At 70.9% G+C, this 18000-nt stretch carries 16 protein-coding genes; 11 read left to right on the top strand and 5 right to left on the bottom strand.

Annotated elements, in window-relative coordinates:
- Positions 1-44: 44 nt before the first annotated feature.
- On the bottom strand, positions 45-1586 hold the full coding sequence (locus tag CcI49_RS27800) for an MFS transporter (RefSeq protein ID WP_083749753.1): 1542 nt from the start codon (positions 1584-1586) through the stop codon (positions 45-47).
- Positions 1583-1984, bottom strand: coding sequence for a cupin domain-containing protein (locus CcI49_RS27795; RefSeq protein WP_054567118.1), 402 nt, complete (start codon positions 1982-1984; stop codon positions 1583-1585). Before CcI49_RS27795 ends, CcI49_RS27800 begins: the two co-directional genes overlap by 4 nt.
- Positions 1985-2221: 237 nt before the next feature.
- On the opposite strand from CcI49_RS27795, the gene CcI49_RS27790 reads away from it, so the two are divergent.
- The 3 genes from CcI49_RS27790 to CcI49_RS27780 all read left to right on the top strand — a co-directional run bounded on the left by CcI49_RS27790 (position 2222) and on the right by CcI49_RS27780 (position 7395).
- Complete coding sequence (locus tag CcI49_RS27790; protein WP_054567117.1) at positions 2222-2884, top strand: TetR/AcrR family transcriptional regulator; 663 nt, start codon at positions 2222-2224, stop codon at positions 2882-2884.
- A gap of 142 nt (positions 2885-3026) precedes the next feature.
- Positions 3027-5429, top strand: coding sequence for a protein kinase (locus CcI49_RS27785; protein WP_076830872.1), 2403 nt, complete (start codon positions 3027-3029; stop codon positions 5427-5429).
- Between the two features lie 163 nt (positions 5430-5592).
- Positions 5593-7395, top strand: a complete 1803-nt coding sequence (locus CcI49_RS27780) for a multicopper oxidase domain-containing protein (protein WP_083749752.1) — start codon at positions 5593-5595, stop codon at positions 7393-7395.
- A gap of 54 nt (positions 7396-7449) precedes the next feature.
- On the opposite strand, the gene CcI49_RS27775 is transcribed toward CcI49_RS27780, so the two are convergent.
- Positions 7450-8142 carry a GntR family transcriptional regulator gene (locus tag CcI49_RS27775; protein WP_063793100.1) on the bottom strand — a complete coding sequence of 231 codons (693 nt, stop codon included), beginning with the start codon at positions 8140-8142 and terminating at the stop codon, positions 7450-7452.
- 153 nt (positions 8143-8295) lie between these two features.
- Between CcI49_RS27775 and CcI49_RS27770 the strand changes: the two genes are divergently transcribed.
- From CcI49_RS27770 to CcI49_RS27735, 7 genes are all read left to right on the top strand, one after another.
- Positions 8296-9387: an urea carboxylase-associated family protein gene (locus CcI49_RS27770; protein ID WP_083749751.1), complete on the top strand. Its 1092-nt coding sequence runs from the start codon at positions 8296-8298 to the stop codon at positions 9385-9387.
- 91 nt (positions 9388-9478) lie between these two features.
- Complete coding sequence (locus CcI49_RS27765) at positions 9479-10069, top strand: flavin reductase family protein (RefSeq protein WP_076831167.1); 591 nt, start codon at positions 9479-9481, stop codon at positions 10067-10069.
- Positions 10070-10185: 116 nt separating this feature from the next.
- Positions 10186-11421, top strand: a complete 1236-nt coding sequence (locus CcI49_RS27760; RefSeq protein ID WP_116437518.1) for an ABC transporter substrate-binding protein — start codon at positions 10186-10188, stop codon at positions 11419-11421.
- Positions 11422-11423: 2 nt separating this feature from the next.
- On the top strand, positions 11424-12164 hold the full coding sequence (locus tag CcI49_RS27755; protein WP_076830866.1) for an ABC transporter ATP-binding protein: 741 nt from the start codon (positions 11424-11426) through the stop codon (positions 12162-12164).
- Complete coding sequence (locus tag CcI49_RS27745; protein WP_241840267.1) at positions 12161-13063, top strand: ABC transporter permease; 903 nt, start codon at positions 12161-12163, stop codon at positions 13061-13063. The genes CcI49_RS27755 and CcI49_RS27745 overlap by 4 nt, the downstream gene beginning before the upstream one ends.
- A 213-nt stretch (positions 13064-13276) precedes the next feature.
- Entirely contained in the window at positions 13277-13897 is a 621-nt protein-coding gene (locus tag CcI49_RS27740) for a GNAT family N-acetyltransferase (RefSeq protein WP_076830860.1), read from the top strand.
- Positions 13898-13903: 6 nt separating this feature from the next.
- Complete coding sequence (locus tag CcI49_RS27735; protein WP_054567110.1) at positions 13904-14392, top strand: hypothetical protein; 489 nt, start codon at positions 13904-13906, stop codon at positions 14390-14392.
- Between the two features lie 100 nt (positions 14393-14492).
- Here the strand turns inward: CcI49_RS27735 and CcI49_RS27730 are convergent, their stop codons facing one another.
- Positions 14493-15722 carry an MFS transporter gene (locus tag CcI49_RS27730; protein WP_054567109.1) on the bottom strand — a complete coding sequence of 410 codons (1230 nt, stop codon included), beginning with the start codon at positions 15720-15722 and terminating at the stop codon, positions 14493-14495.
- Between the two features lie 220 nt (positions 15723-15942).
- Entirely contained in the window at positions 15943-17289 is a 1347-nt protein-coding gene (locus tag CcI49_RS27725) for an erythromycin esterase family protein (protein ID WP_158230818.1), read from the bottom strand.
- Between the two features lie 131 nt (positions 17290-17420).
- Between CcI49_RS27725 and CcI49_RS27720 the strand changes: the two genes are divergently transcribed.
- A complete protein-coding gene (locus CcI49_RS27720; RefSeq protein ID WP_076830856.1) occupies positions 17421-17906 on the top strand; it encodes a MarR family winged helix-turn-helix transcriptional regulator in 486 nt (161 codons plus the stop codon).
- Positions 17907-18000: the final 94 nt, after the last annotated feature.

The following is an 18000-nucleotide window of genomic DNA, read 5'->3' as shown; positions in this document are numbered from 1 at the left end:
TCGTCTCAGGCGGCTCCGCGGCACCCGCCGGTGGGCGCCGCCGGTCATACGTCCTGCTGGCTCGTCACCGGCGTGCGTGATCCAGCTGAACTGACCGGCAGTGCGAAGAACGCGAGTACGGCGGCCAGGCCGAGAAGCACGCCGCTGATGCCGACGGCCGTCGCGTACCCGGCGGCGAGAGCGGCAGGGCCGCCGCCGTCGTGCCGGCCGGTCACCCCTGTCGCCACGGTCGCCAGGGCCGCGAGGCCGATCGAGCCTCCGATCTGCCGGGAGCTGGTGATCAGCCCGGCGGCCATCCCCGCCTCGGCCGGGGCGACACCGACCGTCGCGGCCGATCCCATGGGCACCACACACAGGCCGATTCCGACGCTCGTCACGATCGAGGGCCCGAGGATGGACGTGAGGAAGCTCCCGTCTGCTCCGAGTGCCGCGGCGAACCAGCCGAACCCGACCGCGGCCAGTGCCCCGCCGACCGCCAGCAGGAGACGCCCCTCGATCCGGGCCGCCAGCCGGGATGCCGTGGTCGAACCGAGCAGCATGCCGGCGCAGAACGGTAGGAAGGCGCCCCCCGTGGCCACCGCCGAATAGTTCAGCACCTGCTGGAGGTAGAGCGAGACGAAGTAGAAGGCGGCGAACTGGCCGGAGAACAGAAGCAGCACGAACAGGTTGGCGACGACGACCGAGCGATGCGTGAACAGCCGCATTCGCAGCAGCGGCGCCGCCGCTCGGGTCTCGACCAGGGCGAAGGCCACGAGCAGGACGACAGCCGCGGCGATGGTCAGCAACGTGGTCGCCGACCCCCAGGGGTGCGCGTCCGTGCGGATGACTCCGAGGACGAGTGCCGAGGTCCCGGCGGTGACCAGCAGCGCCCCGGCGACGTCCGGCCGCGGCGTGGGGGCGGCTTCCCTGCGGTCGGCGGAGACTTCTCCGCGGTCGGCGGGGACGCCGCGGCGGGCCGCGGCCAGCAGGAAGCCCACGACAGGCAGGTTGAGGAACAGCACGACCCGCCAGCCCGCCCACTGGGTCAACGCTCCTCCGGCGAGCACACCAACCGCGCCGCCGACGGCGGCGGCCGCCCCCCACAGCCCGAGCGCCCGGGCCCGCGCCGGCCCGGCGGGCACGTACACCGCGATGAGGGTGAAGGCGATGGGGGCGAGCACGGCCGCGCCGACACCCTGGGCGGCTCGGGCCGCGATGAGCTCCCCCGGCGTCCGGGCGAGCCCGCCGGCCAGGCTCGCCACGCCGAAGACGACGAGTCCGGCGAGCAGCGCCCGGCGCCTCCCGACCAGGTCACCGGTGCGGCCACCCAGCATGATCAGGCCGCCGAACGCCAGGGAGTACGCGTTGACCACCCAGGTCAGGCCCCCGGGACTGAAGTCGAGCGCGGACTGGATGTCCGGCAGCGCCACGTTCACCACGGAGGTGTCCAGCGCCACCATCGCCTGCACCAGCAACACGACCACGAGCAGCCACTGAAGGGTCCGCCCCGACAGGCCTTCCGGTGGCGCCGGGTCCGCCGGGTTCGGCGGGTTCGGCGGGTTCGGCGGAGCGGCAGGAGCGGTGGTCCGGGAGCCCGTTCCCGTCATGCCCGCCGCTCCAGCCGGGATCCGGAGCGCAGCGCGATGCTCATCAGGTCGCTCGGAGCATCCAGTTCGAATCGGTGCCAGCGCCCGCGCGGAACGACGAGCCCGGTCCCGGCAGCCAGGGTGACGACGGTCTGTGCGCCGTCCGCCTCCTCCGGCCGCACCGCGCCGACCAGCCCGACATTGATCCGGGCCCGTCCGGACAGCACGCACACGGCCTCGTCGCTTTCGGGATGAACCTCCCAGTGGTCACCGTGGACGTCCTGGTCGGTCTCCGCGTGTGTGACGGCGACGGTCCAGCCCTCGTCATCGGCGTCCATCCGCCGCGGCTCGACGGTGACGGTTCCGCCCGGGCGCAGGCGCAGCACGGCGGTGCGGAGATCGACAGGGATCAGGTCCATGAGAGCGGTCCTCCTGGGCGGGTGCGCGGATCTCCGGCCGGACGGCAAGGGGGCTGGGAATGCGCCGCCCCACCCTGCGGAGACTTTAGGAACATGTTCGAAAAGTAGCCCGCGCGACGATCAGGGTCGAGAGGCAACCGCACAGCGTGATCCAGGACACACTCCGGGGGCGCCGTGCGGCCCGGGCATGATGAACCCGTGACAGCGGCAGAACCGTCGGCCCCGGCGCGCGGGCGTATGGGCCGCCCGCCCCGCACCTCCCGCGCGGAGATCATGACCGCCGCCCGTCGCCTGATCGACCGGGACGGCTGGGAGAAGCTGACCATGCGCCGGCTCGCCGCGGAGGCCGGCACCGCGTCGACGACGCTCTACCACCACGTTCGCGACAAGGACGACCTGCTCACGCAGCTCCTCGACGACTACGCGGCGGGCATGCCCCGTCCGGCCATGCCCGCCGACCCACGCGAACGCGTCATCACGGCCGCGACGGTCATCCGGGACACCCTGGCCGCCTGGCCGTGGGTCGTCAGCGTGCTCGTCCAGGACGATCAGGTGGGCCGGGCGGCGCTGTGGATGGTGGAGGCGCTGCTCGCCGGGGCCGTCGAGTGCGGATGCACGCCGGAGCAGGCCGTCGACCTGTACCGGACCATCTGGTACTACACCGCCGGCGAGGTACTCGTCCGCGCGAACCACGACCGTCAGCAGGCAGAGAAGCCCGGCACGACCCGGCGCGACGACCTCATCCGCGCGGTCGACGCCACCGAACTGCCGCACCTCGCGGCGCTCGCGGAGCGCTGGGCCACCCTGGCCAGCCGGGACACCTATGCCCTCGGCCTGCGCAGCCTCGTCGACGGATTCCTCCGGGCCCTGCCGGCGGACGGCGAACCCGATCACACGTAGAGCCCGTGCGGTCACGATCGCCGACCCGGCCCGTTTCCACGGGAAGGAGGCACCTCGTGGCGCTTCGTGGCGGACTATTACGCTCGGACCCGATGGCGCCTCATGGAGACGGTGTGCGACGACGGGCCCGGCGGGACGATCAATGATCGTCGACCGGGACCGGGTGGCGAAGGCCCTGCCTGGTTATGTTCTGGGTGAGCAGCTCGGGTCAGGGGCGTTCGGGCTGGTACTGGCGGGTACGCACCGGCAGATGGGCCGGCCGGTGGCCATCAAGGTGATGGAGGCCCGCGGCACCGCGGCGGCCGCGGCCGGTTTCGCCGCCGAGGCACGGGTGCTGGCCAGGCTGGATCATTCACACGTCGTGCGGGTCTACGACTATGTCGAGGACCACGGCCTGTGCATGGTCGTGATGGAGTTGCTCGCCGGCGGCACGCTGACCGAGCGGCGGGCGACGATGAGCCCCGAGGAGATCTGCGCGGCGGCGCTGGCGATCGCCGCGGCTCTCGAGCACGCGCACCGCCACAAGGTCCTGCACCGCGATATCAAGACCGACAACGTCATGTTCGCCGGTGACGGCACGCTCAAGGTCACCGATTTCGGCATCGCCAAACTGTTCGACGGGTCGGGGACGACCACCAGCGGCATCGCCGGCACCCCGGCCTACATGGCCCCGGAACAGATCGAGGGTGGCCAGCTGGGGCCGTGGACCGATCTGTACGCGCTGGGGATCGTGCTGTACAGCCTGTTCACCGGACGGCTGCCGTTCGATCCGAAGCTGCCGCTGCTGGCGTTGCTGGGCCGCCAGCTGAGCGAGCCACCGCCACCGATGACCGGTGTGGCCGCTCCGTTGGCCGAAGTGGTGTCACGCGCGCTGGCCAAGTCCCCCGCTGACCGCCCCCCGGACGCGGCCACGTTCGCGCTCGAGCTGGCGTCCGCTGCCACCGCCGTGTTCGGTGTCGGCTGGGCGGCGCGCGGGCGGTCACCGCTGCATCTCGACGCGACGGTTCGGGCCGCCACCGAGCGTCCGCCCGGGTGGGCGCACTGGGACTTCTTCATCTCCTACGCCAGCGCCGATCAGGACTGGGCGGACTGGGTCGCCTGGGTCCTGGAGACCGCCGGCTACCTGGTTCTGCTTCAGGCACGGGACGGCACCGCAGGGCCGCGATGGACCGCCGACGTGCGTGCCGGTGTCGGGCACTGTGCCCGCACCCTGGTCCTCCTCTCCGATTCCTACCTGGAGTCGGAGTTCGAGCAGGCCGGGTGGGGCACCGTGCGCGGCGCGGACGCGGTGACCCTCGCGCGGACGCTGGTGCAGGTGCGGGTCGAGAACTGTCCCCGCCCGGAGCTTCCCGGCACGATGCCGACTCTCGACCTGTTCAACAGCTCCGCCGAGGCGGCACGAACGGCGCTGTTGGAGCGGGCGACCGTCGCTCTGGCCGGGCGGGAGGATCGCGCGGGCCCAGGGGCGTCTGTCTCCCTCCCGCCGACCAGGGCGATCGTCGGGTTCGTGCCCCTGGTACCGCCCCGGCTGCCGGGCACGACCGTCGCGCCGCCGTTCCCGGCGGGGCCCGGACTCCCACCGCGGCATTCCTGGGACGACCCGCCGCCACCAGCCGCGATGCCGGCGGAGGGAATGCCGGCGGACGCGATGCCACCGGCCGCAATACCACCGGCGGCAGTACCACCGGCGGCAGTACCACCGGCGGCGGAGTCTGGCCCGCCGGCGGCGGACAGCCAGGCCCCGGGGATGTCCGCGCTGGCGGCCGACGTCGTCCCGGGTGGTCCGGAGCCGTCGGCGGACAGTTCGGGCGCCAGGCCGCGGACCGGGCCGCGGAGCAGGCGGAGGCGGCGGCGACGGCGGCTGGGGCGCAGGGCCGCCGTCATCGGCGTCGTCGTGCTCGTGCTGACGGTCGTGGTGGGAGCGCTCGCGCTGTCCCGGTATCCCGGGAGGTCTCCCACTCATCCCGCGGCACGCGTCTCCCCCGCCGCCTCGGCCGACACCGAACTCACGGCCGAAACGCCCCGGTCGCCGTCGCCGGGGCCGAGCGGACCGGTCTCGCCGTCCACCGAGGCGACCATCTCGCCCAGCGCCTCCAGCACGTCCGCCACCTCGAGCGCCGGGCCGGCGAACACCGCCACGCGGTCCGCCGCCGCGCAGGCCGGCCCGCACCTGACCTCGTCCTCGATCAACGGGATCAACGGCGGCGACGACACGACACAGGTTCCGGGCTCCGAGGCGGACACCTACTGGGTGGGCGACAACGCGACCTGTTCCGCGTGGCTGTCCGACAACGGCTCCGGCGCACTCGCGGGAGTGCTCAACACGTCGCTGACCCAGTCCTGCGTCGCCGAACTTTTCCGCAGCGACGGAATCGCGTACACCTTCTCCGCGTCCTGGGGCGCCAGGAAGACGAACTTCGTTCCAGTCGCGGGATACACGATGTGGATCTGCGTGTGGCACGCGGATCTCCGGTCCAGCACCGAAATGTGCTCACCTCACTTCGGCATGCGCGGCACCATTCCGGCCAGGCAACCCGGCACCTGATTTTTCCGGATGGCCGTCCGGGTCATCAGAATTCCGAATCGGTCAACCGTGCAGAACCCCGGATGGTACTGTCCCCGCCGGAGGTATATGTGATCATATATTTGGCACACGATGACCTCACGCGGGCGGGACGTCCGGTCTGGCGGCGATCGGGAGTGTGCAGATGAGTCGGCAGCGGCCACGGGAAACCGATGACGGCCAGGAGCCCGACCCGCGGCTGATGAGTCGTCGCGGCGTCCTGCGGGCCGGTGCCGTCGCCGGCTGGGTGGGTGCCAGCGCGGGTGTCGGCTGGGCGCTGAACGCGGGGGCGGTCCGGTCGTGGGCCGCGCCGCCCTACCCGGACCTGGTGTTCCACTCCCCGCCGCTGACGCCCTATGTGGACGAGCTGGCGGTCCCGCCGGTGGTGACCGGCGACCTGACGCTGGCCGCGGCCGAGGGCACTCATCGCTTCCACCGGGATCTCGGCACGGCCCGCACCTGGGGCTACGGCGGGCAGCCCTACCTGGGCCCGACGATCGAGGTCCAGGCCGGGATCCCGACGAGGATCGTTCACCAGAACCGGCTCGGGCCGCACATCTACGCCGCGGACGTCGACACCGCCCTGGACGGTGCGAGCGACCTCGACCGCACGTCGCCGCGTACCGTTCTGCACCTGCACGGGGCTCCCAGCCCACCGGGATCCGACGGCCACCCGATGGCGACGTTCCTGCCGGGCCGTGACGTCGTCCACGACTTCCCGAACCGGCTCGAGGCCACCGCGCTGTGGTACCACGACCATGCCATGGGGATCACCAGGCTGAACGTGTGCGCGGGGCTCGCCGGCATGTGCCTGGTGCGCGACCGGTACGACACCGGCCGGCCGGGTAACCCGCTCGGCCTGCCCAGCGGCGAGTTCGAGGTCCCGCTGGTACTGCAGGACAAGATGTTCAACGCCGACGGAACGCTCGGTTTCCGCGTCTTCAAGCTGGTCGCCGCCGGTACCTGGGAAGGTGGCATGACCGGCGACACGGTGGTCGTCAACGGGGTGGTCAACCCGAACCTCACCGTCGCCCGTGGGCTGTACCGGTTCCGGCTCCTCAACGCCGCGAACCTGCGCACCTACCACCTGTTCTTCGCCGACCGGATGCCGTTCTGGGTGATCGGCAACGATGGCGGCCTGCTGAACGCGCCGGTGCGCACGACGGACCTGCACATCGCCGCGGGCGAGCGTTACGACCTGCTCGTCGACTTCTCGGCGTTACCCCCCGGGACGCAGTGTGAGTTGCGCAACGACGAGGCACCGCCGGCCCAGTCGACGGTCATCGGCGTCGACGTCCTGCCGCGGGTCATGCGGTTCACCGTCGGCGCGGCCCAGGGGGTGACCGGCGGACCGCCCGCGTCACTGCGCGGCGGCACCAGCCAGCCGGCCGTCCTGCCACCACTGCCGACGCCGCAGAAGGTGCGCACCGTCACGGTCAGCCAGCTGGTCGCCGTCCGCTGGCCACCGGCCAAGATGACGCTGAACAACCTGCGGTTCCACGACACCGACATCGACCGGCCCCGTCAGGGCTCGGTCGAGCAGTGGGACATCGTCAACACCACCGACGACGAACACCCGATTCACCTGCACCTCGTCCAGTTCCGAATCCTGCACCGGCAGGCGTTCGACGCGACCAGCTATGTGCTGCTCAACCCCCGCCCCGCGCTCGGTACCCGGTGGGCACCGCCCGTCGGTCCTTTCACCCTCGGCCGGCCGGTGCAGCGGCCAGCGGCGTGGGAAGCCGGATGGAAGGACACGGTCCGTGCCCCGAGCAAGATGGTGACCCGGGTCCTCGTGCGCTTTCCGACCGCGGACGAGCTGGGCTTCGACCCCGATTCGCCCTTCCTCAGCCCGGACGGCGAGACCCTGCAGGGATACGTCTGGCACTGCCACGTTCTCGACCACGAGGACGACTGCATGATGCTGCCCTTCCGCGTCGTCGGCTGATCTCGCGCGGCCGCCGGATCCGGTCGCCGGGCGGCCGGCGGGACGGCAGTAGCGTCAGTAGCGGCTGAGGATCACCGCGAGATCCTGCGGCCGGGTCTCGGGGCCGCGCACCAGCGCGCGCGACTCGACGGCGCTGACATGCCGCAGGACCAGCTGCTCCGCCCCGTCGGCGTCCCCGGACTCGAGCAGGTTGATCAGCTCCTCGTGCTCGGCGATGGACTGGTTCTGGTCGTGGGGGTGGCCGTAGACCGACAGGATCAGCGCGCAGCGCCACACCACCTCGGCCAGATAGCGCTCCATCAGGGAGTTGCCGCTGTACTCCCCGAGCCTGAGGTGGAACTCCGCGGCCAGCCGCCCGGAGACGCGGTGGTCCCCCAGGGCCATGGCCTCCCGCTCGGCGTTCACGTGCCGGCGCAGTTCGGCGGCGGCGTCGCGGCTCCATCCGGCTGCCGCGAGTCGCACCGCCTCCCGTTCCAGGCAGCGGCGTACCACGAAGACCTCCCTGGCCTCGGCAGCGCTGGGGCTTGCGACGGTCGCCGACTTGGCCTTGCCCGACTCGACCAGCCCGGCGGTGACGAGCCTGGCCAGGATGGCGCGGATGAGGGTCCGGCTCACGTCGTACTGCGCGGCCAGGACGTCCTCCGGCAGCTTGGTCCCGGGCAGGAGGGCGGCCTCGACGATGGCCGTGCGCAAGCTGATGAAGGCCGCTTCGGCACGCTGCGCCGGGCGAGCGGGCGATGCACTCATGGAGCGAGTCTAGCCGCCCAGTATACGGAAACGATCAGCCTGGTCGACGAGAAGACCTCGATACATCGACGAAACGGCATCGGTACGTATCCGAAAGATGGCCATGTTCGTATACCGAAATTGAAGCTTCCGTATACAGAACGAGGGGCCACCATGCCGTACGTAGTGCTCAGGCTGACCGACCAGCAGCTGGAGCTCGTCGACGCCTCGGTGGCGGCACGCGAAGCACCCACCAGGGCAGAGCTGGTGCGGCTGGCGCTGACCGAGTCGGCGCGGGGAATCCGGAGCCGGCCACATCCCCGGGTGACGGGCCGCCCGTGGCACTGGCAGCACGCGATCACGCCGCAGCCGAGCGCCGGGAGACGGACCGAGCTGGCGCGCTGGGAGATCGCACCCGGCACCGGCCGGGCGATCGAGGTACGGGCCGGGCAGATCCTGCGGATCGAGCAGATCGAGGGCGACCAGTGCGTGGACCTGAACGTCTTCAGCCTCCACGACTACCGCKAGTTCATGCACGTGGGCCGCACCCGCACGCTGCACGGCCTCAACCCCGGCCAGGGCGACTTCCTGTGGTCCGCACCGCCCCGGGAGCGGGCGATGATGTATCTGCTCACCGACACGGCGCATCTGAACGACACCCTGTTCCCCCGCTGCAGCGCCGCCATGTACGAGTCGACCCACGGCTTCGCCGCGCACACCAACTGCGCCGACATCCAGGCCGAGGCCCAGCGTGAGTACGGGCTCACCCCCGACGACGTACACGACTCCTTCAACCTGTTCATGGCCACCCGGGTGGTCGACGGCAGGCCCGAGATCCTGCGCCAGCAGACCGGGCCGGGCGACCATGTCGAGCTGCTCGCCCTGATGGACGTGCTCGCGGTCCCCAACACCTGCGGCAACGACATCATGGGCACGAGCAACTACTCGTTGTCGCCGGTGCTCGCCATCCTCTCCAGCGCTGCCCGCGCGGACGTCGACGCCGTGCCCCCGCTGCGGGCGTACGACTCCCAGCGCACGCCCGCGCAGTTCCGCCAGCCGCACATCCGCGCCGAGCGCCGGCTGGCCCGGGACCCGCACTACGTCCCGGACTTCCCGCGCACCCCGATCCGCCTGGTCGACGTACCCGTCGAGCTCAGCCCGACAGACGAGGCGGCCCTGGACGCCGTCGGACCCGGCGCGCGCGCGGACGCCGCGGCCGCCCTGCGCGACGTCCTGCTGTCGTGGTGGGTGGCCAGCCATGCGTGAACCCGCGGGCGCCCGGACGGACACGCACGCGGACGCGCCTGCGCTGCGCGTGGTGCTGGGAGAGCTGAGCCCGTACGAGCGGTACAAGCTCATGGCCGGCCTGATCGTGCCGCGCCCGATCGCGCTCGTGACCACGGTGGACGCCGACGGGAGGGTGAACGCGGCGCCGTTCAGCATGTTCGCCATGGCCGGGGAGGATCCACCCCTGGTGATGATCAGCCTGGACCGGCGGTCCGGCCTCCAGAAGGACACCGCGGCCAATATCGGCACGAACGGCGAGTTCGTCGTGCATCTGGTCGACGAGGCCATCGCGCAGCAGATGCACGACTGCGGCTTTCCGCATCCACCCGAGATCGACGAACTGCGCGAGGTCGGCCTCACCGCGGTGCCCTGCGCACAGGTCCGGCCGCCGCGGATCGCCGAGGCGCCGGTGGCGTTGGAGTGCACGCTGCACGAACGGATCGAGACCCCCACCCGGGAGATCTTCCTCGGTCTGATCTGGCAGCTGTGGGCGCGTGCGGGCCTGGTCGACCAGGAGCGCTGGCATGTGCGGCTCGCCGACTACCACCCGGTAGGGCGTTTCGGCGCCAGCTTCTACGTCACCACCCGGGACCGGTTCGCCCTGAACGCCGCCGATGCGGCCACTCCGCCCGCCCGGCACACCGAGATCGACTCACTGTGACGCCCGCCGTCCGCCCGGCCCCAGCCTCGCCTCCCCCGCATCCCTCACCTCTCCCACCCGCCGCGCTCCCCGCCGGCGCCGCTCCACATATCCGTCCTCGTGAAGGAGACAGCACGATGAACGCGAATCCCGGGCGCCGTCAGCGCCGGGCCGCACACCGCTACCTCCGCCGCGTCGCGGCCGCACTCTGCGCGGTGGCGCTGCCGGCGCTTGCCGCCTGCGCCGACAGCGGTGCCGGTGCCTCGCAGGCCGGTTCCACCGCGGGTCTCACCATCGGCTCCGTCGACCTTTCGAAGGTCTGCCCGGCCAAGGTCGTGATCCAGACCGACTGGAACCCCCAGGCCGAGCAGGGCGGGCTCTACCAGCTGCTCGGCCCGAACCCGGTCCTCGACGACGCCAGGAAGCAGGTGCGCGGCCCGCTCTACGCGAAGGGTGAGTGGACCGGTGTCGAGGTCGAGATCCGGTCCGGCGGTCCGGCGATCGGCAACCAGTCGGTGGCCGTCGAGATGTACACCGATCCCGACATCCTGCTCGGCTGGGTGAACACCGACGAGGCCGTGCAGAACTCCGCCGAACACCCCGTCACCCAGGTCTTCGCCACCTTCGACAAGGCCCCCTGGATGATCATGTGGGATCCCGGGACATACCCCGGCGTGTCCACGATCAAGGAGCTGGGCAAGGCCGGCGCGACCGTACGCTATTTCGACGGCGCCACCTGGATGGACTATCTCATCGGCAACAGCATCCTGCGCCGTGACCAGGTCGACGGGAGCTATGACGGCTCGCCGGCCACCTTCCTCGCCGCCGGCGGCAAGGCCGCGCAGCAGGGCTTCGCCACCGTCGAGCCGTACCTCTACCGGAACGAGCTGCCCCAGTGGCACAAGCCGGTCGCGTACCAGCTGATCAGCGACACCGGCTACCCGCTGTACGCGGTGGCACTGTCGGTCCGCAGCAGGGACGTGACCGCGCAGTCCGCCTGTCTGAGCGCCCTGATCCCGGTGGTGCAGCAGTCCACAGTCGACTACTTCGCCCACCCGGAACCGGCGAACAGACTGATCATCAAGGCCGTCGACGCCTTCGACAACGGCTGGGTGTACACCGCAGGGCAGGCCGCGGACTCCGCGAAGAGCCAGCTGACGACGGGAGTCGTCAGCAACGGCGGCAACGGCACCCTCGGCGACTTCGACGGGAACCGGATACAGACCATCCTCGACATCACCACCCCGATCCTGACCAGGAACGGCACCGCACCGGCCGACGGGCTGAAGGCCACGGGCCTGTTCACCAACAGGTTCCTCGACCCGGGCATCGGGCTCGGGACGACCGGCGCGGCCGACAGCCCCGAGGACTAGCGATGTCGGACCCCATGCTGGACTTCCGGGGCGTCGGCCTCACCTACCCGGACGGAACCACCGCTCTGCAGGAGATCGATCTGGCGGTGAGCCGCGGCGAGTTCGTCTCCGTGGTGGGACCCTCCGGCTGCGGCAAGTCCTCACTCCTGCGCATCGCGGCCGGGCTCAGCACAGCCACCCGCGGCACGGTGACCATCGGCACGCACCGGCTCGGATATGTGTTCCAGGAAGCGACGCTGCTGCCGTGGCTGAGCGTGCTGGACAACGTCGCGCTCTTCCCCCGGCTCGCCAGGCTGCCGAAATCCTCTCGGCGGGAACTGGCCGCGGAGGCGCTCGCCACAGTCGGACTGACCGACTTCGGGAAACATCTGCCACATCAGCTCTCCGGCGGCATGCGGATGCGGGTATCGCTCGCCCGCTCGCTGACCATGGAGCCGGATCTCTTCCTGTTCGACGAACCGTTCGGTGCGCTCGACGAACTGACCCGGGAGCGGCTCGGCGAGGAGATGCTGCGGCTGTTCGTCGACCGCCGGTTCGCCGGGGTGTTCGTCACCCACTCGGTCAGCGAGGCCGTCTATCTGGCAACCCGTGTGGTCGTCATCTCGGGCCTGCCGGGGCGCGTCGTCGACGTGGTCGACGTGCCGTTCGGGGACGTCCGCGACCCCGGGCTGCGGTTCTCGGGCGAGTTCGGGGCGCTCTCGGAACGGATCAACCTCGCCCTGCGGAAGGGGTACACGCCGTGAACGCGATATCGGTCCGGGCCCAGTCGCAGGGCCACTCCCCGGCCCAGGCCCAGGCCCAGGGCCGGGGCCGGGGCCGGGGCCGGACCTGGCCCCGGTTCCGCACCCGGCCCGGATCCCCGCTCGGGCGACGGGCCCGGATGGCCGTCCCACCCGTGCTGGTCGCCGGGCTGATACTGGCCGTCTGGTATTCCGTCAGCTATCTCGCCCTCGATGCCTCCCGTCGTTTCCTGATGCCCCCACCGCACACCGTCGCCACGGTGGCGTTCGGGGACGCGAAGGTGCGCGCCGACATCGCGACCGCTCTGTGGCGGACGGCACAGGTGGCGTTCACCGGACTGGCGGCGGCTTTGGTCCTCGGCGTGCTGTGGGCGGTCGTGATGAACCACGCGGACTGGCTGGAGCGCTCCCTTTTCCCATACGCCGTGATGCTCCAGTGCATTCCGGTCCTGGCACTGGTGCCGCTGATCGGCTTCTGGTTCGGTTTCGACTTCTTCGCACGGGTCATCGTGTGCGTGCTGATCGCCCTGTTCCCCATCGTGTCGAACACGATGTTCGGCCTGCGTTCGGTGGAACAGGCGCAGCGTGAGCTGTTCGCCCTGCAGCGGGCTTCCCGCTGGGTCGTCCTCACCCGCCTCGAACTGCGTGCCGCCCTTCCCGCGATCTTCGCCGGAACGCGGATCTCGGCGGGCCTCGCGGTGGTCGGCGCGATCGTGGCGGACTTCTTCTTCCGGCAGGGCGATCCGGGTATCGGCGCGCTGATAAGCCGTTACCAGGCCCGTGCCCAGTCGCCGCAGCTCTTCGCCGCGGTTCTGGTGGCCTCGGCCCTGGGAGCCGCGGTCTTCGTCGGCTTCGGGTGGCTGTCCCGACGCTGCGTGGGACATTGGTACCACGGTGCCTGACGAGCGTGCGGCGGCGCTGTTGTCAGCCCCGGGGCAGGCTCACCAGCCCGCACCCGGGACTGGCGGCGAGTGCGACGGCGGCGCCCTCACCATAAGCATTCATGGGCACCCACGATCACCGCCCCGCAACCAGTAGCGACCAGAGGCAGTCAAGGTATCGACTTCCACCGTACTCCATACGGGGATGCCACCAAAACGGCTACCATACCGGATATGCGCGTCTCGGCGTTGTCCGATCTCGACCCATCGCAGGTCAGCTCAGTGGAGCGAATTTATCTGGAGGCCTTCCCCGCGGGCGAGCGGATGCCGTTCGGGGAGATAGTGCGAGATGTCAACGAGGGTGTTCGCATCGCTTACGTCGCACTTCACGAGGGAACTGCACTGGGCTTTGCGTCGGCCTACGTTCTCAGGTCGGTTCAGATGTTCTATCTTGAATATCTCGCGATCGACGGGAGGTACCGCGGCGGCGGGTTCGGCGGCGAGCTCTGGTATCACATCTGCAGCGACGCCCGGCGCCGTCGGGGGGTGACAGCAGTTGTCCTCGAGGTCGAGGACCCCGACGAGCCGGACATCGACCCAGGAACGACCGCCGCACGCCGGCGGCGGATCTGCTTCTACGAGAACAGAGGCGCCCGCAGGTTACCCATCGCCGGCTTCCGGGTTCCGCTTCTCCAGGGAGACGGCGAACAACCGATGCTCCTGATGTGGGCACCGGCCGCCCAGCCCGACCCGCCGACCGGCGACGAGCTGACCAATCTCGTTCGAGCGCTGTACGAGGAGGGCTACGACCTCCCACCCGACCACCCACTTGTCATCGCGACAGCTGGAAAGTGACCTCGGATGGAAACCTCGAACATTGTCGCGGTCGTCGCACTGATGCTTTCCATCGGCGCGACGGCGCTGTCCGTCTCGGATGCCAGGCAAAATCGGACAGTCACCACCTACAACAGTACAACCGATCTGGCACTCCAAGTGGACAGAGTATTCATCGAGTACCCTCAGTGGCGACCCCATTTCTATGAGGACGAGCCGATCCCGACGGATTCGACACGCCAGGATCGCAATCAGATACTGGCGATCACCGAGTTCTGCCTCGACATCCTGGAATGCATCTGGGATCGGAAACCCGAGTACTCCAAGAAGGATCTCGAATCCTGGCGCGCGTGGATCCTGGACCTCTTCGACTCGTCGCCGGCCATGAGGAGCTACTTCGCCGAGAACAGCAGCTGGTACCCCACTCTCAAGGGTCTGCACGAGGAGGCACGGTCGGCGTGGTGGCTCGACGGCCCACCTCCGACGCCCGCACCGCCCCAGCCGCGAGCCAGCTGAGCACTCCGCGGACAGACGTCCGACGTCCCCCACGATCAGCGGCTTCCACTCCGACCCGCTCGCCTGGGCGCCCTCGGTAGCAGCCGAGCTTCGTGTCTCATCACGGCGTCGCGCCGCCGGCGCGACGTGCGATGACGCTGCTGTCGGCCGCCGGCAGGTGCAGTAGCCCGAACCCGAGGCCGGCGGCGAGTGCTACGGCGGCGCCGACGAGAAGCGGCGACCGCGCACCATGCGCGTCGAGCAGCACGCCGCCGATCGCCGCGCCCGCCGTGATCGCGACCTGGAACGCCGTGACCTGCAGAGACATCGCGGACTCGGCGCGTTCCGGCTCGACTCTGGTGACCCACAGCTGGGTGGCGACCGGCACCATGTTGAACGCGAACCCCCACAGCACGATCCCGATCACGAGCTGCACGGGAGCGTCCGCCATGGCGGTGATCACCAGGCTCACGCCCAGCAGGGCCGGTCCCCCGGCCGCCAGTGGGCGCAGCCTCGCGGCGAGCGCGCCGGCGATGATGTTCCCCGCCATGCCACCGAGGCCCCACGCGACGAGCAGCCAGGTCGTGTGGGCCGAGGTCACCCGTTCGATCGCGAGCCTGATGTAGGGGTAGGCGGCGAAGTTCCCGAACGCGACCAGGACGACGCACCCGATCCCCGCCATGAGCCGCCGGTTCCCGACAGCCTCGCGCAGCATCGGCAGGCCGGCGGACGGATGCGCAGGCACCGGCGGAAGCGTGCACGCCAGCCAGGTCGCGGCGGCGGCGCAGATGACGGTGGCGCCGGCGAACGCGGCCCGCCAGCCGACGTCGTTGCTGACAAGGGCGGCGAGCGGCACACCCAGCACCGTCGCGAGGCTCACGCCGAAGGCGAGCGCGGTCGACACGACGCTCGACCTGCCCGGGGCAACGGTCACGCCCGCGCCGAAGGCGAACGACCAGAAGCCGGCGAGCGCGATGCCGAGCAGGAGCCGGCCCAGCAGCAGGACGGCGAAGTTCGGGGCGGCCGACACGGTGATGTTGGCGACCGCGCCGGCGGCCAGCAGGGCGACGAGCACCGTGCGCCGGTCGGCCCGCGGGAGGACGAGCGCGATCGTGGGCGCGGTCACCGCACCGGCGATCGCGGTGACCGCGATCGCCAGGCCGGCGACCCCGTCGCTGACACCGACGTCCGCGGCCATCTTCGGCAGCACGCCGGCGGGCAAGAACTCGCTGGTCACGAGCACGGTCGTCCCCGACGTGAGTGCGGCCACCGGTGTCCAGGCCGCCGCCGGCGTGACGGCCCCGCCGGTCGGCGAGGACGTCGGCGGGGACACGGCGATCTCGTTGCTCATGAGGCCAACCTGCACCACCGCCGGACGACAGGCGTGATCCCGTGACACTTCCGGAGATCCCGCCGTTCGCTACACGTCCGCGTGCGTGGCCACTTTCACCGGCGCGGACCCGCGGCGGCGACAGCCGTGACGACAGCCGTGACGAACTTGCGATGTGCCCGGGTGATCCGCGGAATCCCGTCGAAGTAGATCTTTCGGGTCTCCCACGCCAACGAGTGCCTCAGAGCGGCGTGGTCGCGGTGACCACCCCCTGGTGGACGAGCACGTCGAACCAGCCGCGCAGGCTGCCCCCGGACATGAAGTAGGACGGGTCGTTGGCGGGGTCGTAGCTGGGGCCGACCGCGCGGAGGACGGCGGGGCCCCGAAGCCAGCTCCGCACGGCCGGCGGGGCGGGCGATCGCAGGTCGAGCAGGTAGTCGGCCGCCGTGGCGGCCGACGCGAACGCGGTGTCGGTGAACTGTGGGGCCGGCGGCGGGACGGCGTACCGCTGCAGCGGGTAGCCCGCGTTGACCTCCCCGTGGTCGAAGGTCATGGCGACCGACAGGTACCGGTCGCCGTAGCGGCGCCGCAGGATGCCGCCGGCGCTCGTCTGCGTCGAGGGCGGGAACGGCGGATAGGAGATGGTCAGCGGGTCGCCGCAGGCGCTGTGAACGTTCGAGGCCCAGTAGATCGAGCGTCCGCCGGTGTACCCGCGCCAGAAGGCGACGGTGTCGGCCATGTAGCGGTCCCGGACGGCCACGGCGGAGGTGGCGTGGTACTCGTGGAAGCCGACGATCGCCTCGGCGTGCCGCAGCGCGAGCCGTCGCCCGGGGTCGGCGGGAAGGCTGGCGACGAGGTCACGCGCCGCGCGGGCGTGGTCGATGTAGGGCTTCTTGTCCGGCTGGCCGCGGTACCAGGCGATGTGCGGGCCGATGGCGCCGGCCGGCCGGATCACGTCGTAGTGGGCGCTGAGGTCGGCGAGGCGGCGCCGCGCGCGGCGGGCCACGTGGTCGGTGACAGCGTCGTAGGCGAGGGCGCGGACCGAGACCACGTCGGCGCCGGCGAACCGCACCGGTTCGGTGGGATGGCGTTCGTTGTGCTCCCGCATCCAGACGAGCAGGTCGAGAATCTCCCGGCACTGCCACGGTGTGCCGGCATCGGCGAGCAGATCGCGCGGGTCGCCCCGGCCGTGACGGAGGAACTCGTCGATCTGGATGCCCTTGGTCCAGTCCTCCTCCAGCACCACCGACCGGAAGCCCGCCCGCTCGACCAGGAACCGCACCAGGCGGTGCTTGAGTCCGAGCTGTTCGTGCGCGCCGTGGGTGGATTCCCCGAGCCCGACGACCGCGACGTCACCGATCATCGTGCGCAGCGGCTCGAGGTCGACGGGCGCGGCGCCGGGCACGGTGCTGGCGATGCCGTGCGCGTGACCGCTGATCCACCTGGAAACGGGATCAGGCACGGCGGTCGGCTCGGCCGCGACCGCCGGCCGGGCCCCACCCGCGACGCCGAGTCCCAGGGCGCCACCGCCCACCGCCCGGAGCAGGCTTCGGCGGGACGTGCCGTATGAGTTCGGTTCGGTCGGCACTGGCGTCTCAACGGACGGGTGGCGACGGGACGACGGCAGCACACGGTGAGGGCATGACGACTCCTCCATCGATAGACACACGTGAACCATATACGAGTGTCTATCATTATCAAGCTGCTAGTATTTCGCTGATGTCCGAGGAGTGCGACGAACCGAACCAGAGCCAGGGAGGAGTCGCCTTCCTGCTCGCACAGCTCGGCGCGCACGCAGCCGCACGCTTCGCCGACCGCGTCGCCGAACTCGACCTGACACCGGCGCAGGCCGGGCTGCTGCGCATGATCGCGGTGTCACCCGGGCTCAGCCAGCAGACCTACGCGGCTCGGCTGGGCACCCCGCCCAGCCGCTTCGTCGTGCTCGTCGACACCCTGCAGGGGCGGAACCTGGTGGAACGGCGCCGCGGCAGCCCCGAMCGGCGGTCCTACGCCCTGCATCTCACCGGCGACGGCGAACGCCTCATGGGTGAAATGGGTGCGGTGGGCATGGCGCACGAGGGCGACCTGTGCGCCGCGCTGACCGCCTCCGAGCGTTCGGCCCTGCGCGGCATGCTCGCCCGCATCGCCGAGCAGCAGGGCCTGACCCCGGGGGTTCATCCCGGCTACCGGCGCCCCGCCGGCTGACACCCGCCCGCCGTGTCACTGGACCCATGCACATACAGCCCCTGCGGGCGGCCGGCGATGACGTCCAGGCAGCGGTGGCGGTCCTGACCGCAGA

It is taken from the genome of Frankia sp. CcI49, assembly GCF_001983215.1.
In the GTDB taxonomy this organism is placed as follows: Bacteria; Actinomycetota; Actinomycetes; order Frankiales; family Frankiaceae; genus Parafrankia; species Parafrankia irregularis.
Note: the sequence above shows the minus strand (reverse complement) of the source record. Positions and strands in the feature narration are given on the sequence as shown.